Source organism: Micromonospora sp. NPDC049049, from assembly GCF_040649115.1.
Lineage (GTDB): Bacteria > Actinomycetota > Actinomycetes > Mycobacteriales > Micromonosporaceae > Micromonospora.
On sequence record NZ_JBEZEX010000015.1, the window covers coordinates 104,736 to 122,149 of the forward strand.

Below are 17,414 nucleotides of genomic sequence, written 5' to 3' on the forward strand. Positions count from 1 at the left end.
CAGACCTCGCCACGCGCAGGTCAGGCCCAGACTGGCCAGGCCGCAAGTCCTATTGATTCAATAGGACTTGCCAACAAACCGTTCGTAGGGAGGATCCGGGTGACACTTTCCCTCCCGTCCCGCGATGCCGCGACGATCGTCAAGCCACTGCCACCACGGCTGCTCACCGTTCGCGACGGCAACGCCGAGATGCGGTGGGAGGCCATGGCGGGGCAGGGCTTCACGGTCCCCACCGACCGGTTCTTCGTCCGCAACCACACCCGCAGTCCGCTGCTGGACGTGGAGACGTGGCGTCTGCGCCTGTTCGGCACCGGCCTGCGGGGCTCACCGACCCGTGACGACCCGGTCGAGTTCGACTACGGCGACCTGCGGGCCATGCCCGCCGAGGAGACCGCGGCCCTGCTGGAGTGCGCGGGCAACGGCCGACGCTTCTTCGCCTCGCAACAGGCCCATCCGACACCCGGGGTGCCGTGGGGTCTCGGCGCGGTGGGGGCGGCGCGCTGGCGCGGCGTACGGCTGTCGACAGTCCTGCGCCACGCCGGCCTGACCAACGACGCGATCGACGTGCAGCCCGAGGGCCTGGACCCGGACTTCGTGACCGGCGGGGAGAATCTCGGCCGGGTGCGCCGCCCGATCCCGATCGCCAAAGCCCTCGACGACGTGCTGCTGGCGTACGAGATGAACGGGGAGACGCTGCCGGTCGACCACGGCTTCCCGGTGCGGGTGGTGGTCCCGGGCTGGATCGGCATCTCCTCGATCAAGTGGATCGGCCCAATCGAGGTCTCGGCCACACCCCTGTCCTCGCCGTGGAACACCCGGTTCTACCGGATGTTCGGGCCCGGCCATCCTGCCGGCGGTCGCCTCGTGACAACGCCGGTGGTCAAGAGCGCCGTCGAGCTGCCGTGGAACGTCAGCGTTCCGAGCGGCGGGCAACTGCTGATACCCGGTCGGTCCTGGTCCGGCAACGGCCCGATCCGCGCTGTCGACATCAGCACCGACGACGGGGCGACCTGGCAGCTCGCCGATCTCCACCCCGACGACGAGGGCGGCGTCTGGCAGCGCTGGACGGCGCGCTGGCGCCCGCCGCGGCCCGGCCGGTGGACCCTGCTGGCACGGGCCACCGACGTCACCGGGGCGAGCCAGCCGGACCAGGCCCGCCCCAACGCTCTCGGCTACCTGTTCGACGGTGTCGTCCGCCACCCGGTGACGGTGTCCTGAACACCATCCGGGTCAGCCGTTCCACTCCTTGGCCAGCAGCTCGTAGGAGCTGACCCGGTCGGTGTGGGCGTGGGTGATCGTGGTGACGAGCAACTCATCGGCGGCGGTGACGTCCCGCAGGGTGCGCAGCCGCTCGGCCACCGTCGTGGGCGAGCCGACGAACTGGGTGTCCACCCGGTCGGCAACCAGCTTCCGATCGGCGTCGGCCCACGGCAGCGCGGCGGCCTGCTCAGGGCTCGGGAACGGGATCGCACCCTCGCCGCTGCGGATGCTGCGCACCCACGGGCCGTACGGTGCGGCCAGCCGGCGCGCGGTGTCGTCGGTCTGGCCCACGACCACGTCGGCGGAGACCACCACGTACGGCTCGGTGAGCGTGGTCGAGGGCTGGAACGCGGCACGGTAGGCGGTGACCGCGTCGAGCACTGACGATGGGCTGACGTGGTAATTGGCGGCGAACGGCAGGCCCAGTGCGCCGGCGAGTTGGGCGCTCTCCCCACCGCTGCTGCCCAGCAGCCACACCCGCAGATCGGTGCCCTCCCCCGGCACGGCGTGCGCGTCCAGACCGTCGGCGTCGGTGTAGTCGCCGCGCAGCAGGGCCAGGACGTCGGCGACCTGTTCGGCGAAGGGCGGTGGCTGGGCGCCCGGTTGGTGCAGCAGGGCGCTGCTCAGGGCGAAGCGCGGTGAGGCGAGCACCTGGGCGTAGGAGAACGGCGGAGGGATGAGCAGCCCGTCGACGATCCGAGCATCGACAGCTGGCGGTGTGGGCGCGGCGACCTCCCGGGCGGCCTCGACGCGCCGCTGACCTGAGCGGCCGAGTCCGAGGTCGATGCGGCCCGGGTAGAGCGCGGCGAGGGTGCCGAACTCCTCGACGACCGACAGTGCGGTGCGGTGGCCGACCTGGACGGCCCCGGAGCCGACGCGGATCGCGCTGGTGGCCGCGGCGACCTGCCCGATGAGAACGGCCGGAGCGGAGCTGGCGACACCGGCAGCGAGATGGTGCTCGGCCAGCCAGTAACGGTGGTAGCCGGACTGCTCTGCCCGGCGGGCCAGATCGACGGTGTTGCGGAGGGCGTCGGTGACGGTGCCACCGGCGGGCACCGGCGAGAGGTCGAGAATGGACAGTGGGGTGGAGGGCATTGTGGTCCCCGTTCTGGTCAGGTCGTGGAGGGTACGGTCACCGTCGGGAAGGGACGGCTCGGGATCTCCCGGCGCAGCACCGGCGCCACCTCGGCCTGGAACAGCTCCAGGCTCTCGCGGTGCTGCTTGTCGGTCAGCCCGTCATGGTCGGCCTGGAGGTGGATGACCTCGTGGCCGAACTGTTCGTGATAGCGCAGCACCTTGTCGACGAGCTGCTGCGGGCTGCCGACCAGGATCGAGCTGCGGTCGATGGCGTCCTCCAGGGTGCCGAAGACCGGTGGCACGCCGAGTCGCCGGAACGCGGCCACCCGGGCGTCGAAGATCGGCCGGTACCGCTCGATCGCCTCCTGCGAGGTGCGCGCCACGTGGAAGCCGGCGGTACCGGCGCCGACGAGGGCGTCGGCTGGGTCGTGCCCGTAGTGCACCCACCGTTCCCGGTAGTGGCGAATGAGTTCGGCGTACGGCTCGATCGGGTTGGTGACGTTCGCGGAAAAGATCGGGTCGCCGTACCGTGCGGCGAGGTCGACGGAGTCTCTGCTGGTGGCGCTGCCGTGCCAGACCCTGATGGGCTGTTGGAGCGGGCGCGGCCAGGTCTCGGCGTCGGACAGCGACGGCCGGTACGTCCCGGACCAGGTGACCTTCTCCTCACGCCAGAGCCTGCGGAACAGCTCGTAGCCCTCCCGGTTGCGGTCCCACTGGTCGTCTGCGGTGACGTGGAACAGCTGCGCCTGCGCCGTACCGTTTCCCTTACCGATGATCAACTCGAGTCGGCCGCCGGAGAGGTGGTCGAGGGTGGCGTAGTCCTCGTAGGCGCGGACGGGGTCGAGCAGGCTGAGCGTGGTGACCGCAGTGAACAGGCGGATGGTGGAGGTACGGGCCGCGATGTGACTCAGCACCACCGGCGGCGACGACGAGATGAACGGGCGCTCGTGCCGTTCACCGACGCCGTACCCGTCGAACCCGAGTTCCTCGGCGAGGACGGCCGTGTCGACCACCTCCCGAAACCGCTCGGTGGTGCTCCTGTGCTGACCGGTGACCGGGTCGGGCAGGTGGGTGATGAGCGTTATCAACAGGAACTTCACGCCGGTACCGTCACTTTCGGGGAGGCAGGGTCAGGCAGGTGGGTCGGGTCGGCGTCGCTGGCAGGCGGTGAGCGGCGGGGTCACACCACACCGACCTGGTTGACCGCGCGGGCGGGGCGGAGCCCGAGATGGTCTCGCAGGGTGGTGCCCTCGTACTCGGTGCGGAAGACGCCGCGCTCCTGAAGCAGCGGGACGACCCGGTCGACGAAGTCGTCGAGGCCACCCGGGGTCAGGTGCGGCACCAGGATGAAACCGTCAGCGGCGTCCGACTGCACGAAGTGGTTCATCCGGTCGGCGACCTGCCGTGGGGTGCCGACGAACGACTGCCGGCCGGTGACCTCGATGATCAGGTCGCGGATGCCGAGCCCCTTCTCCTCGGCCAGGGCCCGCCACCGCCGGGCGGTGCCGACCGGGTCGGAGTACATGCCGGCCCGGCCCCGGCTGATCGCGTCGCCGGAGACGTCGGGGTCCTCGGCGGGCAGGGGGCCGTCCGGGTCGTACCCGGACAGGTCCCGGTTCCAGAGCTGTTCCAATAGCAGGATGGCGGTCTGCGGGCTGACCTGCTGCCGGCGGATGTGATGCGCGCGTTCCTGCGCCTCGGCGTCGGTGTCGCCGAGCACGAACGTGACACCAGGGATCACCTTCAGGTCGTCGGGTTGACGGCCGTAGAAGGCGAGCCGCGACTTCACGTCCCGGTAGAACTCCCGGCCGTCCTCCAGGGTGCCGTGCCGGGAGAAGATCGCGTCGGCGCTGGACGCGGCGAACTCGCGACCGTCGGGAGAGTCGCCGGCCTGGAGGATCACCGGGTGCACCTGAGGACTGCGGGGCACCGTGAAGTGCCCGGAAATGTCGAACTGGTCGCCGTCGTGGGCGAAGGCGCCGGGCGCGGCCTCGGCGACGTACCGGCCGCCGTTCCGGTCGCCCACGATCGCCTCCGCCGGCCACGACTCCCACAACTTCCGGGCGGTACGCACGAACTCGGCGGCCCGCTCGTAGCGCAGCGTGCGGTCGAGGTAGCCGCCCCGGCGGAAGTTCTCCCCGGTGAACGCGTCGGAGGTGGTGACGACGTTCCAGGCGGCCCGCCCGCCGGAAAGATGGTCGAGGCTGGCCAACTGCCGGGCCAGCTCGTACGGCTCCCGGAAGGTGGTGTTGAGGGTGCCGGCCAGGCCCAGGTGGGTGGTGACCGCCGCGAGGGCGGCGAGCACGGTCAGGGTGTCCGGGCGTCCGACCACATCCAGGTCGTGGATGCGCCCCCGCTGCTCCCGCAGCCGCAGCCCCTCCGCGAGGAAGAAGAAGTCGAACTTGCCGCGCTCGGCGGTGCGGGCCAGGTGGACGAAGGACGAGAAGTCGATCTGGCTGCCGGAGGCAGGGTCACTCCACACGGTGGTGTTGTTCACGCCGGGAAAGTGCGCGGCCAGGATGATCTGCTTGGGCATGACGGTCTCCAATGCTCAGGCGGTCGCGGCGGCGTAGCGGCTCGCCGGTCTGGGAAGGCCGAGCAGGTCGCGCAGCGTCCCGCCGGGGTAGCCGGCACGGAACAGCCCGCGGTCGCGCAGCGCGGGCACCAGTGCCCGGGTGATCGCGGTCAGGTCGTCCGGGAGCACGGCGGGACGCAGCCGGAAACCGTCCACTCCGGCGCGGTGCCACTCGGTGAGCAGGTCGGCCAACTCCCCCGGGGTACCGGTGAAGATTGTCGCGTCGGACGTGAACTCGTCGCCGTGCAGCTCGTCGAGGCGGGTACGACGGTGCCGGGCCAATGTCGATGTCTCGTCGAGGAACACGACCAGGTCGGCGAGGACGCGCAGCGGCGGATCCACTCGGCCGACGGTCTCCTCGGCCGCCCGTACCTCGGCCACGATCGCGGCGGCGTGGCCGGGGTCTGTCGGGGTGACGAAGACGATGTCCGCGTGCCGGGCGGCGAACGCGTACGGCACCGACGAGTGCGCTAGCGCGGCGACGACCGGTTGACCCTGCGGCGACCGGGGCACGATGGAGGGGCCCTTGACGGAGAACCACCGGCCGGTGAAGTCGACGTAGTGCAGCCGCTCCCGGTCGACGAAACGGCCGGTCGGCAGATCCCGGATCACGGCGTCGTCCTGCCAGCTGTCCCAGAGCCGGCGGACCGCCTCCACCGCGTCGCCCGCCTCGGCGAAGAGGTCACCGACGAGCTGCACGGCTTCCGGTTCGTCGAGGCGGGCCAGGTCCAGTGCCGGTATGTCGCGGCGACCGAAGTGCCTGGCCTCGGCCCTGCGCGCGGAGACCCGGGGCCGCCAACCGGCCCGCCCGCCGCTGATGTGGTCGAGGGTGGCTATCGCCGTGGAGAGGTGGAACGGCTCGGTGTGGGTGGTGCTGGTGGTCGGGATCAGACCGATGTGCCGGGTCAGCGGGGCGACACGGGCCGCGATCTGCACCGCGTCGAGGCGTCCGCGTACCTCGTCGACGCGGTCGTCCGGGCCGTCGGGCCGGGACGACTGGAGGTCGAGGCTGTCCTCGATGGTGAGCAGGTCCAGTGCGGCGTGTTCGGCCTCGCCGACGAGGGCGTTCCAGTAGCGGGCGGTGAGGGGCGCTGTCGCGTCGGCGTGCGAGAGCCGCCAGGCGGCAGGGTGCCAGCCGAGGCCGTCGAGGGCCACGGCCACATGCAGGCTCGTGTCGATCATTGGTGTCTCTCCTCCGGTCGGCCGGCGGTGACCAGCGTGGGCAGCGCGTTCAGCAGGGACCGCGTGTAGTCGTGTCGGGGGTAGGTGAAGACGTCGCCGACCGGTCCCTGCTCGACCACCGCGCCCTCGTGCATCACCAGCACCCGGTCACTGAGGTGGTGCACGACGCCCAGGTCGTGGGAGATGAAGAGCAGTGCGGTGCCGTCTGTGGCGCGCAGCTCGGCCAGCAGGTCGAGGACCTGGGCCTGCACGGAGACGTCGAGGGCGGAGACCGGTTCGTCGCAGATGATGAGGCTGGGTCGGGGAGCGATGGCGCGGGCGATGGCGACGCGCTGCCGCTGCCCGCCGGAGAGCTGCCGGGGGTGCCGGTCGAGCAGGTCCGGGCTGAGACCCACGCGCCGCAGCAGGTCGATGACGTGATCGCGGCGGTCCGCCCGACCGACATCGGGGCCGACGTTCTCCGCGACGACCCGCCCGACGCTGTAGCGAGGGTCGAAGGAGCTCAGCGGGTCCTGCGAGATCAGCTGTAACGTGCGCCGCAGTGGGTGGCGGGCCCGTTCCGGCACGCCGGCCCACGGCGTCTGCTCGAAGGTGACGGTCCCCGCGTCGGCGTCGAGCAGACCGGCGACGATCCGGGCCACTGTGCTCTTGCCGGAGCCGGATTCGCCCACCAGACCGAGCGTCTCGCCTCGGGCGATGGTGAAGGACACGTCCCGCACGACGGTGTGCTCGCCGTACCTCTTGGTCAGGCTGTCCGCGTCGAGCACTGTGTCGTCGGCGCGGACCTCGGGCCGGGCGGGCAGCGCCGTCCGTGCGCCCCCGGCCGGTGACGCCCCGGCGAGCCGGCGGCCTCGCGACGTCGCGGAGGGCACCGCGGCCAGCAACTGCCGGGTGTACGGGTGTTCCGGCGCCCGCAGTAGCCGGTCGGTGGGGCCCTGCTCGACGATCCGGCCATCGCGCAGCACCAGGACCCGGTCGGCGATCTGGGCGACGACTGCCAGATCGTGGCTGATCAGCAGGAGACTCACGCCGGCAGCGCGTCGCTCGGCGAGCAGACGGAGAATCTGCGCCTGCACTGTGACGTCCAGCGCGGTGGTCGGCTCGTCGGCGATCAGCAGCGCCGGTTCGCCCGCGATCGCCGAGGCGATCAGCGCCCGCTGCCGCAGCCCACCGGAGAGCTGGTGCGGGTACTGCCGGGCCCGGCGCTCGGGCTCCGGCAGGTGGACCTGGTCGAGCAGGTGGGTGACCCGGCCGGCCCGTTCCCGGCGGCTGACGATCTCGTGTGTGCTGAGCACCTCGCCGATCTCGGCGCCCACCGTGCGCAGCGGGTCGAGGGAGACCAGCGCGTCCTGCAGGACCAGACCGGCAAGGCGGCCGCGGACACGTCGCCAGTCCCGTGGCCGGTGGCCTCGCACATCCTGGCCGGCCAGTTCGAGTCGGCCGGCGCGGACCCGCGCGCCCGGGCCAGCGAGGCCGACCAGCGTACGGGCGGTGACGCTCTTGCCGGAGCCGGACTCTCCGACGACGGCCACGCACTCGCCACGCTCGACGGTGAAGCTGACGCCGCGTACCGCGGCCACCGGGCCGGTCGGGGTGTCGAAGTCGACGCGCAGGTCCTCGACTGTGACAAGGGCGGACATCAGCGTTGCCGCCCGTCGAAGCGGGCCTGCCAGCGGCGGCCGACAACGGTCAGCGACACCACCGTGGCGGTGACCGCCAGGCCGGGCAGGATGCTGATCCACCAGGCCACCTGGAGGTAGTTGCGTCCCTCGGAGAGCATCGCGCCCCACTCCGGCGACGGCGGCTGCGGACCCATGCCGAGAAAGCTGAGACCGGCGGCGGCCAGGATGGCCTCACCGAGCCCGATGACCGCGAGCACCGGGACCGGGCCCACCACGTTAGGGAGCACGTGTCGAAACACGAGCCGGGGCCGGGACTGCCCGAAAGTGACAGCCTGTTCGACATAACCGGAGCGGCGGACGACAAGTGTCTGACCACGGACCACCCGGGCGTGGTGCGGCAGGGTGGCGATGCCGATGGCGACGATCAGGCTGCCGGTGCCGGTTCCGGCGATGGCGATGAACAGCAGGGCGAGCAGCAACATGGGAAACGCCGAGAGTGCGTCGAACGTGCGGCTCAGCGCCTCGTCGGCGACCCGGTGCGTGAGGCCCGCGAGCAGGCCGAGCAGGACGCCCCCGGTCACCGCGATCGCGGTGGCGGCGACGCCGATGGTCAGCGAGTGACCGGCGCCGTGCACCACCCGGGTCAGGACGTCGCGGCCGAGGTGGTCGGTGCCGAACCAGTGCGCCGCATCGGGCGGACGGAGTACCGCGAGCGGGTCGGCCGCGAGCGGATCACCGGGCGCGAGTGCCGTCGGCCAGGCCGCGGCGACGACCAGCAGGATGAGGTACGCCCCGGCGGCGAGCGGGCCGGGTCGCGGCCGGGACCGTCGGCGTACGGCCCGATCGGCCGGGTCGGTGAGGGTCAGTGCCGGGGCGTCGGTGAGCGGGGGGCCCATTGTGACTGTCATCGGGGGTCAGCTCCTTCGCAGACGCGGATCAACCAGCAGGTACGCCAGGTCGGCAGTGGTGTTGACCACGACGTAGCCGGCAGCGGAGAGGGTGACCACGGCCAGCACCACAGGCATGTCCCGGGCGGTGACCGCGCTGAGCGTGACCTGGCCGAGGCCAGGCCGACCGAAGACCTGTTCGACGATGACGGTGCCGCCGACCACGACGCCGAAGACCCAGCCGGCCAGACTGACGGCCGGCAGGAACGCGTGCCGCAACGCATGGCGCACCAGCACGGTTCGTTCCCGTACGCCACGGGCGCGGGCGGTGAGCACGAACGGCTCGTCGAGGGCCTTGTCGATGCCGTCACGCAGCACCTGGGTGAGCAGCCCGGCGATGGGTAACGCGAGGGTGACGGCCGGGAGAACCAACGCGCTGAGCCCCCTGTCGCCCGAGACCGGGAAGAACCCGAACCGGAACGACAGCACACTGAGCAGCAGAAGGCCGACCAGGAACGACGGGGTGGAGACCAGCAGCAGTTCGGTGCTGGAGCTGACCCGGCGCAGCCACTGTCGCCGGTCCCCGGCGGTGGCCACCGCGACGATCAGGGCGAGCAGCACCCCGAACCCGGCGGCGGCGACCGCGAGGGTGAGGGTGGGGGCGAGTTGTTCGCCGATGATCTCGGTGACGGGGCGTTGCAGCAGGTACGAGCGACCGAGGTCGCCGCCACCCAACCGCCCGAGGTAGTCGAGGTACTGCACGACGGCCGGCCGATCCAGGCCCCACTCGGCGGTGATCTCGGCGCGGATCTGTGGAGTGTCGGCGCCGTCGGCGACGATGTTGTCCACTGTGTCACCGGGCGCGGCCAGCAACGCCAGGTAGGCGGCGGTGGCAGCGACCCAGAGGACGACCAGGCCGGCACCGAGCCGGCGGGCCACGGCACGCACGGGTAAGCGGCTCATGTCACTTGCCAATCCACAGGTCGTACGCGCTGGCGGGCACCCCGGCGGTGGGCTCGAAGCGCACCCCGCCGACGCCGGTGCTGGCGGCGATCTGGTCGGCTGGGGCGTACAGCGGTAGCAGCAGGGCCTGCTCCGCGACGACCTGCTGTTGCAGGTCGGCGTAGATGCCGGCACGCTTCGTCGGGTCGGCGGCGGCCTGACCCGCCTCCAGGAGCCGGTCGATGCGCGGGTCGTTGACCTGGGTGCGGTTGATGCCGCCCTTCGAGTGCAGCAGCAGGTTCAGGGCGGCCCCGGCGTCGGTGTCGGCGCGCGAGTTGTCGAAGACCTCGTACTCGTTGCGCTGGAACGCGTCGGTGGCGGTGCCCTGGTCGACGAGCGACACCTTGAGGTCGATGCCGGCGCTCTGCTTGACGGCCGCCTGGACGGCCTGGGCCAGGACGTCACGGCGGTCCCGGACGAAGGGCGCTGACTGCACGAGCCGTACGGTGAGCCGCCTGCCGGCCTTCACCCGGTAGCCGTCGGCGTCGCGGGCAGCCCAACCAGCCTGGTCGAGCAGCGTGTTCGCCTTGGCGGTGTCGCCGCTGTAGCCACCTTCGAGGCGCTTGTCGTACAGGGGGCTGGACGGGCTGATCACGCTCCAGGCGCGGGTGGCGGTGTCGCGGTAGACCGACCTCAGGACGGTGTCGACGTCGACGGCCTCCCGGAACGCCTGCCGGACCCGCAGGTCGTCGAAGGGTGCGTGTGAGGTGTTGAAGTAGTAGGAGTAGGCGGAGCCGGAGTTCAGCTCGCGGGTCAGGCGCAGCGTCCGGTTGCCGGTGACCAGCGGCTGGTCGGTGGCCGGTACCCCCTCGATGAGCTGCACCTGGCTCGATGTGAGGGCACCGACGCGGACCGCCGACTCCTTGAGGAACCGGTAGGTGATGCCGTCGAGGTGGGCCGGACCGGTGTGCGTCGCGGTGGGTGGCGCCGAGTCGTACGTTGCGTTTCGGCGGTAGTGCAGCTCCTGACCGGGGACGTAGCGGTCCAGTACGAACGGTCCGGTGCCGACCACGTCCACGCCACCTGCCTTGAGGTTCTTCGCCTGTCGAAGCGAGGTCGGGGAGATCTGCGCGCCCTGCGGGGAGGCGAGGAAGTCGAGGATGAGCACGTCCGGCGCGCTGAGGACGAGCCGTACGGTGCGCGGGTCGACGGCCTGGACGGCCTTGAGGTTGCGCAGTTGAACGGCGGCGACGGCCGGGGCGTACCCGGGCTCCCGGAGTTTGTCGAAGTTGGCCTTGACGGCGGCCGAGTCGAACGGCGTGCCGTCGGTGAACGTGACCCGTTCGCGCAGCGTCAGGGTGTAGGAGAGCCCGTCCGGCGCGACCGCCCAGCCGGTCGCCAGCCACGGCACCAGCTTGCCCTGCTGGTCGTAGGTCAGCAGCGACTCGAAGGTGTTCCAGACCAGCAGACGAGCCTTCGCCTGGGCGTACTGGTGCGGGTTGAGGGTGATCGGCTCGGTCTCCACGGCCCAGGTGAGGGTGCCACCGGAGCGGGGCTGACCGGCCGCCTCTGCGGCCGGCGGGGCCGCGGTGGAGCAGCCGGCGACGACGGCGAGCAGTGGGGCGAGCGCGGCGGCGGCCAGGGTTCGCAGACGGTACGCGGGCATGGTGAGATCTCCTGTCCAGGCAGGTACGAGCGGGTATGCCGACGGTCGGCCCCTGCGCTTGGCGCGGGCCGGTGGCGGTGTCGGTGCGGTGGTGGCGCGGCGGTGCGCCTCACCTCGGCGGGCCGATTCGGCCGGCCGGGTTACGGGCGTTGGTGCCGGGTCAGACCAGACAGGAACTCGACCACACCCGACCGAAGTCGATGTGGCCGCGGATCGTCAGCCGCAGCTCGCTGGACATGAGCCGAGTCCACCTCCAGAGCGTGGTGGTGTCAACGAATCGGCCGCCGGATGTCGGCTATCGCACGTGAGGACGTCGATTCGTTGACGCATAACCTACTAAGGCTATAGGATTTGCAGGGATTACGTCCTGACAGGTGGGGAACCCAGGGCGTCGACCTCAATCCAGGTCGAGCACGACCTTGCCCGCCACCCGGCGCCCCCGCAGCGCGTCGGCGGCTTCCCCGAGACGCTGCCACGAGCCGCGCCAACCGATCGGCGCACGCAACACACCACGTGCCACGAGATCGATCAGAATCGCGAGATCCGGCCCCGCAGCGGTCGCGTCACCGAAGGACCGCAACGTCCTCGCCGCCCCACAGCAAAGGTGGAATTGACCGGGAAGGCCGCCGGCTCGCCGGACGCCCAGCCGATGCTGTGCAACACCCCACCCGGGGCCAGCAGACCCCAGGCGGTCACCAGGGACGGGCCGCCGACCGTCTCCAGCACCACGTCGACCGAGCCGACGACCGCGTCGAGGCCGACCACCACCTCGTCCGCGCCGAGATCCGTCAGCCCGGCACCACGCGCCGCAGAGCCGACCACCGCTACCACGTACGCGCCACAATGCCGGGCGAGCTGGGTGGCGACCCGGCCCACGCCCCCGGACGCACCCGTGATCAAAACCCGGCGGCCGAGGAGCGCGCCCGATGTCCGCAAGGTACGCAGAGCGGTCAGGCCGACCATGGGCAGTGCGGCGACCTCGGCCAGGTCGACGGCGGTGGGGACCACCGCCACGCTGTCCACCTCGAACACCGCGAGGCGTGCCCAGGCACCCGCCCCGAAGGCGACCACCCGGTCACCCTCGCGAGGGCCGGTCCCGTCGGTCGCGCCTCGCAGCACGTGACCTGCGGCGTCATGGCCGAGCACGCTTCCGGCCGGCCAGCCGCTGAGATGCCGGATCTCGCCCGCGTTGACGGCGGCGTGCCGCACCTCGACAAGCACCTGCCCGGGACCCGGAACGGGATCGGGCAGTTCCGTCAGCCGGAACCCCTCGTCGGTGTCCGGAGCAGCAACAACCGCGCGCATGGCATCGTTCCCGTCAGTGAGAGGCGTGCCGAGGACCGGTCAGGCGGCGGGGCGGCGGGCCGCCGGGTCGTGATCGCCGGCCAGACCGGCGTAGCGACCCCGGTGGTACAGCAGGGGGGAGCCGACATCGGCGTGCCGGAGCACCTCCGGCTCGGCCAGCACCACGGCGTGATCGCCGACGGTCACCCGGTCGACGACCCGGCAGAGCAACCAGGCAAGGGTGTCGTCGAGGATCGGCACCCCCTCCGGGCCGATCCGCCAGCGGGTGGAGCCGGCGAACCGGTCGATGCCGCTCGTCGCGAAGGTCCGGGCGAGCGCCTGCTGGTGGTGGGCGAGCAGATGCACTGCCACATGTCGGGCACGGGCCACCGCGGGCCAGCTCGACGAGCCGAGATTCAGGCAGAACGAGACGATCGGCGGCGCCAGTGACACCGAGGTGAACGAGGTGGCGGTGAAGCCGACCGCCGGCGTGCCGGGAGCGGTGACCACCGTGACGGTGCTGGCCTGGTGGCGCAGCAACGTCCGCAGCGCGTCGCTGTCGGCGTCGATCGGGGCGTCGGTGGACTGGGTCATGGCGATCCTCCCGAGGGGTTGGTCCGCTGGGCCTACGAACGGTCGACGGGATCGCCCGCCAGCCGCTCGTACGGGGTCTTCTCGCCCGCCTCGACAGCGATCGGCAGCCGGTTCTCCACGGGGGGCAACGGGCAGGTCGCGAAATCGGTGTACGCACACGGCAGGTTGGTCGCCCGGTTGAAGTCGAGCGTCACCCGGCCCTGCTCGTCCGCCGCCGCGACGGAGAGGGCGCGGTTGGCCGGATAGGTCGTGACGCCCGAGGTGGCGTCGGTGAACAGCACCGACAGGCTCCCCGGCACGTGGCCGTTGAACGCGGTCAGGCTCAGCGGAACCCTGTCGACGGTGAACTCGATCCGACCGGGGGCGTCGTAGACGTGCGTGAGCCCCTCAACGGCCGCACCGACAGTGGTCGGCCGAGGGGTGTCGAACGGCACGAAGCGCCCGCGCAGGACCCATCGGCGGCTGGGCGGAAAGGTCGAGGTACCCCGGTAGGCGACACGGAGTGGGTTATCCGGGCGTCGGGGACGGAGGATGTCGTGCCCACCCCGGCGGGCCACCTCCAGCACCCCACCGTCGATGCCGACGGTGACGCCGCCGCGCTCGGCGATCGGCCCGAACTCGTGCCGCCCTCGAATCGGCCGGTCGTCAATGACCAACTTCTCGTCGGCGCCGAGAGTCACTACCGGGCCGCTCTCACCGGTGTACCACTCCCCCGGCACGTCCGGGAAACGCTGAGGCCCCGCGGTGAGCCAGTGCAGACCGGTGACGGCCAGGAAGCCGTGCGGGTCGGCCCGAACCTGCTCGTGGCTGCGGTGCCACTGCCGCCACTCCTCGTCGAACTCGAACTGGGGGTCGGCGGTGGTGTGCGTTGGGGCATCGGCGATCGTCACAGGTCCTCCTCAAGGGCGCACCACCACCTTGGCGGGGTGCGGGATACCGGCCACGCGTCGGCGGTAGGCCGGCGACGGACACCGGGCAGGCGAGGGCTCGAAGGCCCGTTCAGGCGGGGCTGGGAGCGCCCGGACAGAGCTGCGCGGCGACCCGCATCAGGTCGACGACCCGGCGGGAGGTGAACAACCGAACCGGCGGCATGCGGTCGATTTTCCTACCAACAAGGTAGGATTTCAAGACCCTTGGTCGAGCATCCTCGGTAGGCTCCCACCCGCTGAGGCGCTTCACCCCGCTGATCGGCGAAGCGTTCACCCAGCCCACCGGGGCACGGCGCCGTGAGCGCCCGCCACCCGGTGCGCGCGGGCCCGTCCACCACAGGTCGACTGTGGACATCAGCGGAGTACGATCCCGCTCGTACCGCAGTGGTGACCTCCAGCTGACGACCCCTCGATAGGAGCCTGGCATGGCCGGCCCGGACCCCGAACTCGCCTCGAAGCTTCAGCCTGACGTGCCGCACGCGGCACGGATCTGGAACTACTGGATGGGCGGCAAGGACAACTTCCAGTCCGACCGGGCGGCCGGCGACGCTGTCGCCGAGGTCTACCCGGAGATCGTCCTCATGGCACAGCAGTCCCGTGTGTTCCTGGTGCGGGCGGTGCGTTACCTCGCGGCCGAAGCGGGCATCCGGCAGTTCCTGGACATCGGCACCGGCCTCCCCAGCATGCAGAACACGCACGCGGTCGCCCAGGGCATCGCGCCCGACTCCCGCATCGTCTACGTGGACAACGACCCGATGGTGCTGGTGCACGCGCGGGCGTTGCTGGCCAGCACGACGTCGGAGGGTGTCACCACCTACGTTCCGGCCGACTACCACGACCCCGAGAAGATCCTCGCCGAGGCGGCGCAGACGCTCGACTTCAGTCAGCCCATCGCCGTGATGTACATGGGCGTGATGGGTTACGAGCCCGACCTGGCCGAGGTGCGGTCGATCGTCGAGCGGACGATGGCCGCGATGCCGTCCGGCAGCTATCTCGTGCTCTGGGACGGCACCGACACCAGCCCCGCCGTCGTCGCCGGTGCCGAACGGCTGGCACAGAGCGGTGGAGTGCCGTACATCCTGCGCAGCCCGGAGGAGCTCGACACCTGCTTCGCCGGGTTGACCAAGGTGGAGCCCGGCCTGGTGCCGATCCCCCTGTGGCGACCGGACGACGCTGACGCGGTCGGGATCGACGCCTACGGGGCAGTGGCCCGCAAGCCCTGACCGACACGACGTCCGCCCCGCTCCCGCCGTCGCGCCGGAAGCGGGGCGGTCGTCGTTCACCGGGCGCAGCTCATGGTCAGCCCGTCGGGAACCGCACTGGCCGTCACGAGCATCCCGAACGTCGTCGCTCCGTCCAGCGCCAGCGTCCCGTTGTAGGACGCGTTGCGGACCGACACGTCGGCGCCGGTGGTCTCGACCACTCCACCCCAGACGGTCTGGACCCGCTCGTCACCGGACCACCGCCAGGAGACGCGCCAGCGGTCCAAGGGTTGCGTCCCGGTGTTGCGGACGGTGACCGTGGCGACGAAACCGTTGCCCCAGCGGGCGTCGATCGTGGCCGTCGCCCGGCACGCGGTCAGCGGGGCGGTCCGCGCCGACCCGATCATGTACGGGTCGCGCTTGCCGTCAGGGTCGCTGAACCGGTACCAGTACTCCGTGTCGGGCGTCAGACCCCCGATGGTCACCGTGCCGAAGCGCTCCGGCCCGGAAACCGCCTCGGCCACCGGCGTCCGCCACTGTTGGGCGTCCTCCCGGCTGGCGAAGAGGCTGACGGTCATCGGCGGGTCGTAGCCGCAGGGCGGCCGGAAGAAGATCGAGTACGAGATGGTCACGCTCGTGGTGGTGACCCCGGCGACGCTCCCGGTGACCGGCAGAGCCGGTGGGCAGGCAATGGTCGGCGACGGCGACGGCGTGGCCGACAGCGTGGGGGCGGGCGTCGCGTCGGTGGCGCTGGTCGTCCCGGTCCAGGCGGCCAGCGCCATGGTGGTGACAGCGAGGAACATGCGAAGCATCGGAACCTCCGTGGTCAGCGGGCACCGATGACCGAGGTGGTAGCCGGTGCGCGCTCCGGTTTCCGGTCATCGACGAAGCTGCCCGGCACGGGTGACATGGTCACCTCGCGCGCCCCGTGGACCGGAGGAGATCTGGTGCGCGCTGGCTCCCCGAGCACGACCGAACCACAGCATGGCAGTCGACAGGTATCGATACAACCCGATCCCGAAGCCGTCGAGCATCGTCCGCTTTCTCGTCGCCGAAGGGACATCAGCCGGGCGCTCGCCCCGAGAATGATCCATCATGGTCTATTCATTCGGACACGGGAGCACACCATGCTCGACGCAAGAAGCACGACCCGGCGACCCCGGGGAGTGAGGGTACTGATCGCGGTGGTGCTGGCGGCCGCCGCGCTGGCCGCGCCCAGCCCCGCCGACGCCGCCGCCAGCCGGGCCGAACTGGCCCTCCGCTGGGCACCCATCCACTACCAGGACGTCGACGCCACCGGCAGCCACGCCCTCAGCGGGCAGTCGGACTACGTCACCCGGGTCGATTTCGACGGCGACCTGGACGGACGCAACAACTGGGACCGGACCGGCCAGGCAGGCGCCGCGCTCGCCGCGCACGTGTACTACTCCGTCGTGGAGACGAGCACCCACTGGTACATCACATACTTCTTCTTCCACCCCCGCGACTGGACCGACCACCCGTTCTTCGAGACCGAGCACGAGAACGACGGCGAGGGCGCGCTGTTCGCGATCGAACGCGACGGCTCCACGTACGGCGTTCTCCGTTCGGCTGTCACCGTCGCGCACAGTGACTTCTTCTCCTACACACCGACCGGCAGCACCTGGACCAGCGGCGGGGAGAGCATCGACGGCACCCTGCGGTTCCAGGCGTCACCGCACGACACGTTCCAGCACCCGGTGACGGCACAGGAGGCGCAGGGCCACGGCCTCAAGGCGCACCCGCAGTACGACATCAACGGCGACGGCCTGGTCTATTACCCGTCGACAGTCGCCGAGACGCCGAGCAGCGGCAACGACCGCGACGTGCGGTATCAGCTCATCGACATCTTCGCCACCGGCGGCCTGTGGGCGCAACGGTCCAACGCGAGCCTCTTCGCCAGCCTCGGCACGTTCGCGGGTGACACGTCCGGCGACTGCGGCGTCGGCACCTGGAGTTGTTCGACCAACTCGGCCAACGCGCCCTGGGGCTGGGACGACGGCAACGACGCCCCCGCGCGTGGCGAGATCGCCAGCGACCCGGCGAAGCTGGCCGCCGCGTACTTCACGGTGCCGAGCGGCCTGGCCCGCACCTACAGCTACAACCCGTACGCCGGCGCGGCGGCAGCGCTCGCCGAGGCAGCGAGGACGGCTCCGCCGACCGTCGACTGACGCCT

Annotated in this window: 16 protein-coding genes; 3 read left to right on the forward strand and 13 right to left on the reverse strand. The window is 71.3% G+C overall.

Annotated elements, in window-relative coordinates; genetic code table 11:
- Nucleotides 1–99 precede the first annotated feature (99 nt).
- A complete protein-coding gene (locus tag AB0B68_RS17395; RefSeq protein ID WP_357198726.1) occupies nucleotides 100–1,218 on the forward strand; it encodes a sulfite oxidase in 1,119 nt (372 codons plus the stop codon).
- Between the two features lie 12 nt (nucleotides 1,219–1,230).
- Here the strand turns inward: AB0B68_RS17395 and AB0B68_RS17400 are convergent, their stop codons facing one another.
- The 12 genes from AB0B68_RS17400 to AB0B68_RS17455 form a co-directional block, all read right to left on the reverse strand.
- Nucleotides 1,231–2,355 carry an LLM class flavin-dependent oxidoreductase gene (locus tag AB0B68_RS17400; RefSeq protein WP_357261018.1) on the reverse strand — a complete coding sequence of 375 codons (1,125 nt, stop codon included), beginning with the start codon at nucleotides 2,353–2,355 and terminating at the stop codon, nucleotides 1,231–1,233.
- A 17-nt stretch (nucleotides 2,356–2,372) separates the two neighbouring features.
- Nucleotides 2,373–3,437, reverse strand: coding sequence for an LLM class flavin-dependent oxidoreductase (locus AB0B68_RS17405; RefSeq protein WP_357261021.1), 1,065 nt, complete (start codon nucleotides 3,435–3,437; stop codon nucleotides 2,373–2,375).
- Nucleotides 3,438–3,517: 80 nt separating this feature from the next.
- Entirely contained in the window at nucleotides 3,518–4,873 is a 1,356-nt protein-coding gene (locus AB0B68_RS17410) for an NtaA/DmoA family FMN-dependent monooxygenase (RefSeq protein ID WP_357198735.1), read from the reverse strand.
- 15 nt (nucleotides 4,874–4,888) lie between these two features.
- Nucleotides 4,889–6,094 carry an LLM class flavin-dependent oxidoreductase gene (locus tag AB0B68_RS17415; protein WP_357261024.1) on the reverse strand — a complete coding sequence of 402 codons (1,206 nt, stop codon included), beginning with the start codon at nucleotides 6,092–6,094 and terminating at the stop codon, nucleotides 4,889–4,891.
- Nucleotides 6,091–7,734, reverse strand: coding sequence for an ABC transporter ATP-binding protein (locus AB0B68_RS17420; protein ID WP_357198741.1), 1,644 nt, complete (start codon nucleotides 7,732–7,734; stop codon nucleotides 6,091–6,093). Before AB0B68_RS17420 ends, AB0B68_RS17415 begins: the two co-directional genes overlap by 4 nt.
- Nucleotides 7,734–8,624 (reverse strand): ABC transporter permease, encoded by an 891-nt coding sequence (locus AB0B68_RS17425; RefSeq protein WP_357261027.1) that lies wholly within the window; start codon nucleotides 8,622–8,624, stop codon nucleotides 7,734–7,736. Before AB0B68_RS17425 ends, AB0B68_RS17420 begins: the two co-directional genes overlap by 1 nt.
- A 6-nt stretch (nucleotides 8,625–8,630) precedes the next feature.
- A complete protein-coding gene (locus AB0B68_RS17430) occupies nucleotides 8,631–9,566 on the reverse strand; it encodes an ABC transporter permease (RefSeq protein ID WP_357198747.1) in 936 nt (311 codons plus the stop codon).
- 1 nt (nucleotide 9,567) lies between these two features.
- Nucleotides 9,568–11,211 (reverse strand): ABC transporter substrate-binding protein, encoded by a 1,644-nt coding sequence (locus AB0B68_RS17435; protein WP_357261030.1) that lies wholly within the window; start codon nucleotides 11,209–11,211, stop codon nucleotides 9,568–9,570.
- Between the two features lie 397 nt (nucleotides 11,212–11,608).
- A complete protein-coding gene (locus AB0B68_RS17440) occupies nucleotides 11,609–11,731 on the reverse strand; it encodes a hypothetical protein (RefSeq protein WP_357198753.1) in 123 nt (40 codons plus the stop codon).
- Nucleotides 11,732–11,739: 8 nt separating this feature from the next.
- Nucleotides 11,740–12,516, reverse strand: a complete 777-nt coding sequence (locus AB0B68_RS17445) for a zinc-binding dehydrogenase (protein ID WP_357261033.1) — start codon at nucleotides 12,514–12,516, stop codon at nucleotides 11,740–11,742.
- Between the two features lie 39 nt (nucleotides 12,517–12,555).
- Entirely contained in the window at nucleotides 12,556–13,089 is a 534-nt protein-coding gene (locus AB0B68_RS17450; protein WP_357261036.1) for a flavin reductase family protein, read from the reverse strand.
- A 32-nt stretch (nucleotides 13,090–13,121) separates the two neighbouring features.
- Nucleotides 13,122–13,979: a DUF1684 domain-containing protein gene (locus tag AB0B68_RS17455; protein WP_357261039.1), complete on the reverse strand. Its 858-nt coding sequence runs from the start codon at nucleotides 13,977–13,979 to the stop codon at nucleotides 13,122–13,124.
- A gap of 464 nt (nucleotides 13,980–14,443) precedes the next feature.
- Here AB0B68_RS17455 and AB0B68_RS17460 point away from each other — a divergent pair, with 464 nt between their 5' ends.
- Nucleotides 14,444–15,241, forward strand: a complete 798-nt coding sequence (locus AB0B68_RS17460; RefSeq protein ID WP_357198767.1) for an SAM-dependent methyltransferase — start codon at nucleotides 14,444–14,446, stop codon at nucleotides 15,239–15,241.
- A 56-nt stretch (nucleotides 15,242–15,297) separates the two neighbouring features.
- Here AB0B68_RS17460 and AB0B68_RS17465 read toward each other — a convergent pair whose 3' ends face one another.
- Nucleotides 15,298–16,032 (reverse strand): cellulose binding domain-containing protein, encoded by a 735-nt coding sequence (locus AB0B68_RS17465; RefSeq protein WP_357198770.1) that lies wholly within the window; start codon nucleotides 16,030–16,032, stop codon nucleotides 15,298–15,300.
- A 354-nt stretch (nucleotides 16,033–16,386) separates the two neighbouring features.
- Here AB0B68_RS17465 and AB0B68_RS17470 point away from each other — a divergent pair, with 354 nt between their 5' ends.
- Complete coding sequence (locus AB0B68_RS17470) at nucleotides 16,387–17,409, forward strand: hypothetical protein (RefSeq protein WP_357261042.1); 1,023 nt, start codon at nucleotides 16,387–16,389, stop codon at nucleotides 17,407–17,409.
- The last annotated feature ends 5 nt before the right edge of the window (nucleotides 17,410–17,414 follow it).

Excerpts from the sequence above, each read along its gene's own strand:
- AB0B68_RS17400 (WP_357261018.1), bottom strand. The coding sequence starts at position 2,355 with ATGCCCTCCACCCCACTGTCCATTCTCGACCTCTCGCCGGTGCCCGCC.
- AB0B68_RS17410 (WP_357198735.1), bottom strand. The coding sequence starts at position 4,873 with ATGCCCAAGCAGATCATCCTGGCCGCGCACTTTCCCGGCGTGAACAAC.
- AB0B68_RS17415 (WP_357261024.1), bottom strand. The coding sequence starts at position 6,094 with ATGATCGACACGAGCCTGCATGTGGCCGTGGCCCTCGACGGCCTCGGC.
- AB0B68_RS17420 (WP_357198741.1), bottom strand. The coding sequence starts at position 7,734 with ATGTCCGCCCTTGTCACAGTCGAGGACCTGCGCGTCGACTTCGACACC.
- AB0B68_RS17425 (WP_357261027.1), bottom strand. The coding sequence starts at position 8,624 with ATGACAGTCACAATGGGCCCCCCGCTCACCGACGCCCCGGCACTGACC.
- AB0B68_RS17430 (WP_357198747.1), bottom strand. The coding sequence starts at position 9,566 with ATGAGCCGCTTACCCGTGCGTGCCGTGGCCCGCCGGCTCGGTGCCGGC.
- AB0B68_RS17435 (WP_357261030.1), bottom strand. The coding sequence starts at position 11,211 with ATGCCCGCGTACCGTCTGCGAACCCTGGCCGCCGCCGCGCTCGCCCCA.
- AB0B68_RS17445 (WP_357261033.1), bottom strand. The coding sequence starts at position 12,516 with ATGCGCGCGGTTGTTGCTGCTCCGGACACCGACGAGGGGTTCCGGCTG.
- AB0B68_RS17450 (WP_357261036.1), bottom strand. The coding sequence starts at position 13,089 with ATGACCCAGTCCACCGACGCCCCGATCGACGCCGACAGCGACGCGCTG.
- AB0B68_RS17460 (WP_357198767.1), top strand. The coding sequence starts at position 14,444 with ATGGCCGGCCCGGACCCCGAACTCGCCTCGAAGCTTCAGCCTGACGTG.
- AB0B68_RS17465 (WP_357198770.1), bottom strand. The coding sequence starts at position 16,032 with ATGCTTCGCATGTTCCTCGCTGTCACCACCATGGCGCTGGCCGCCTGG.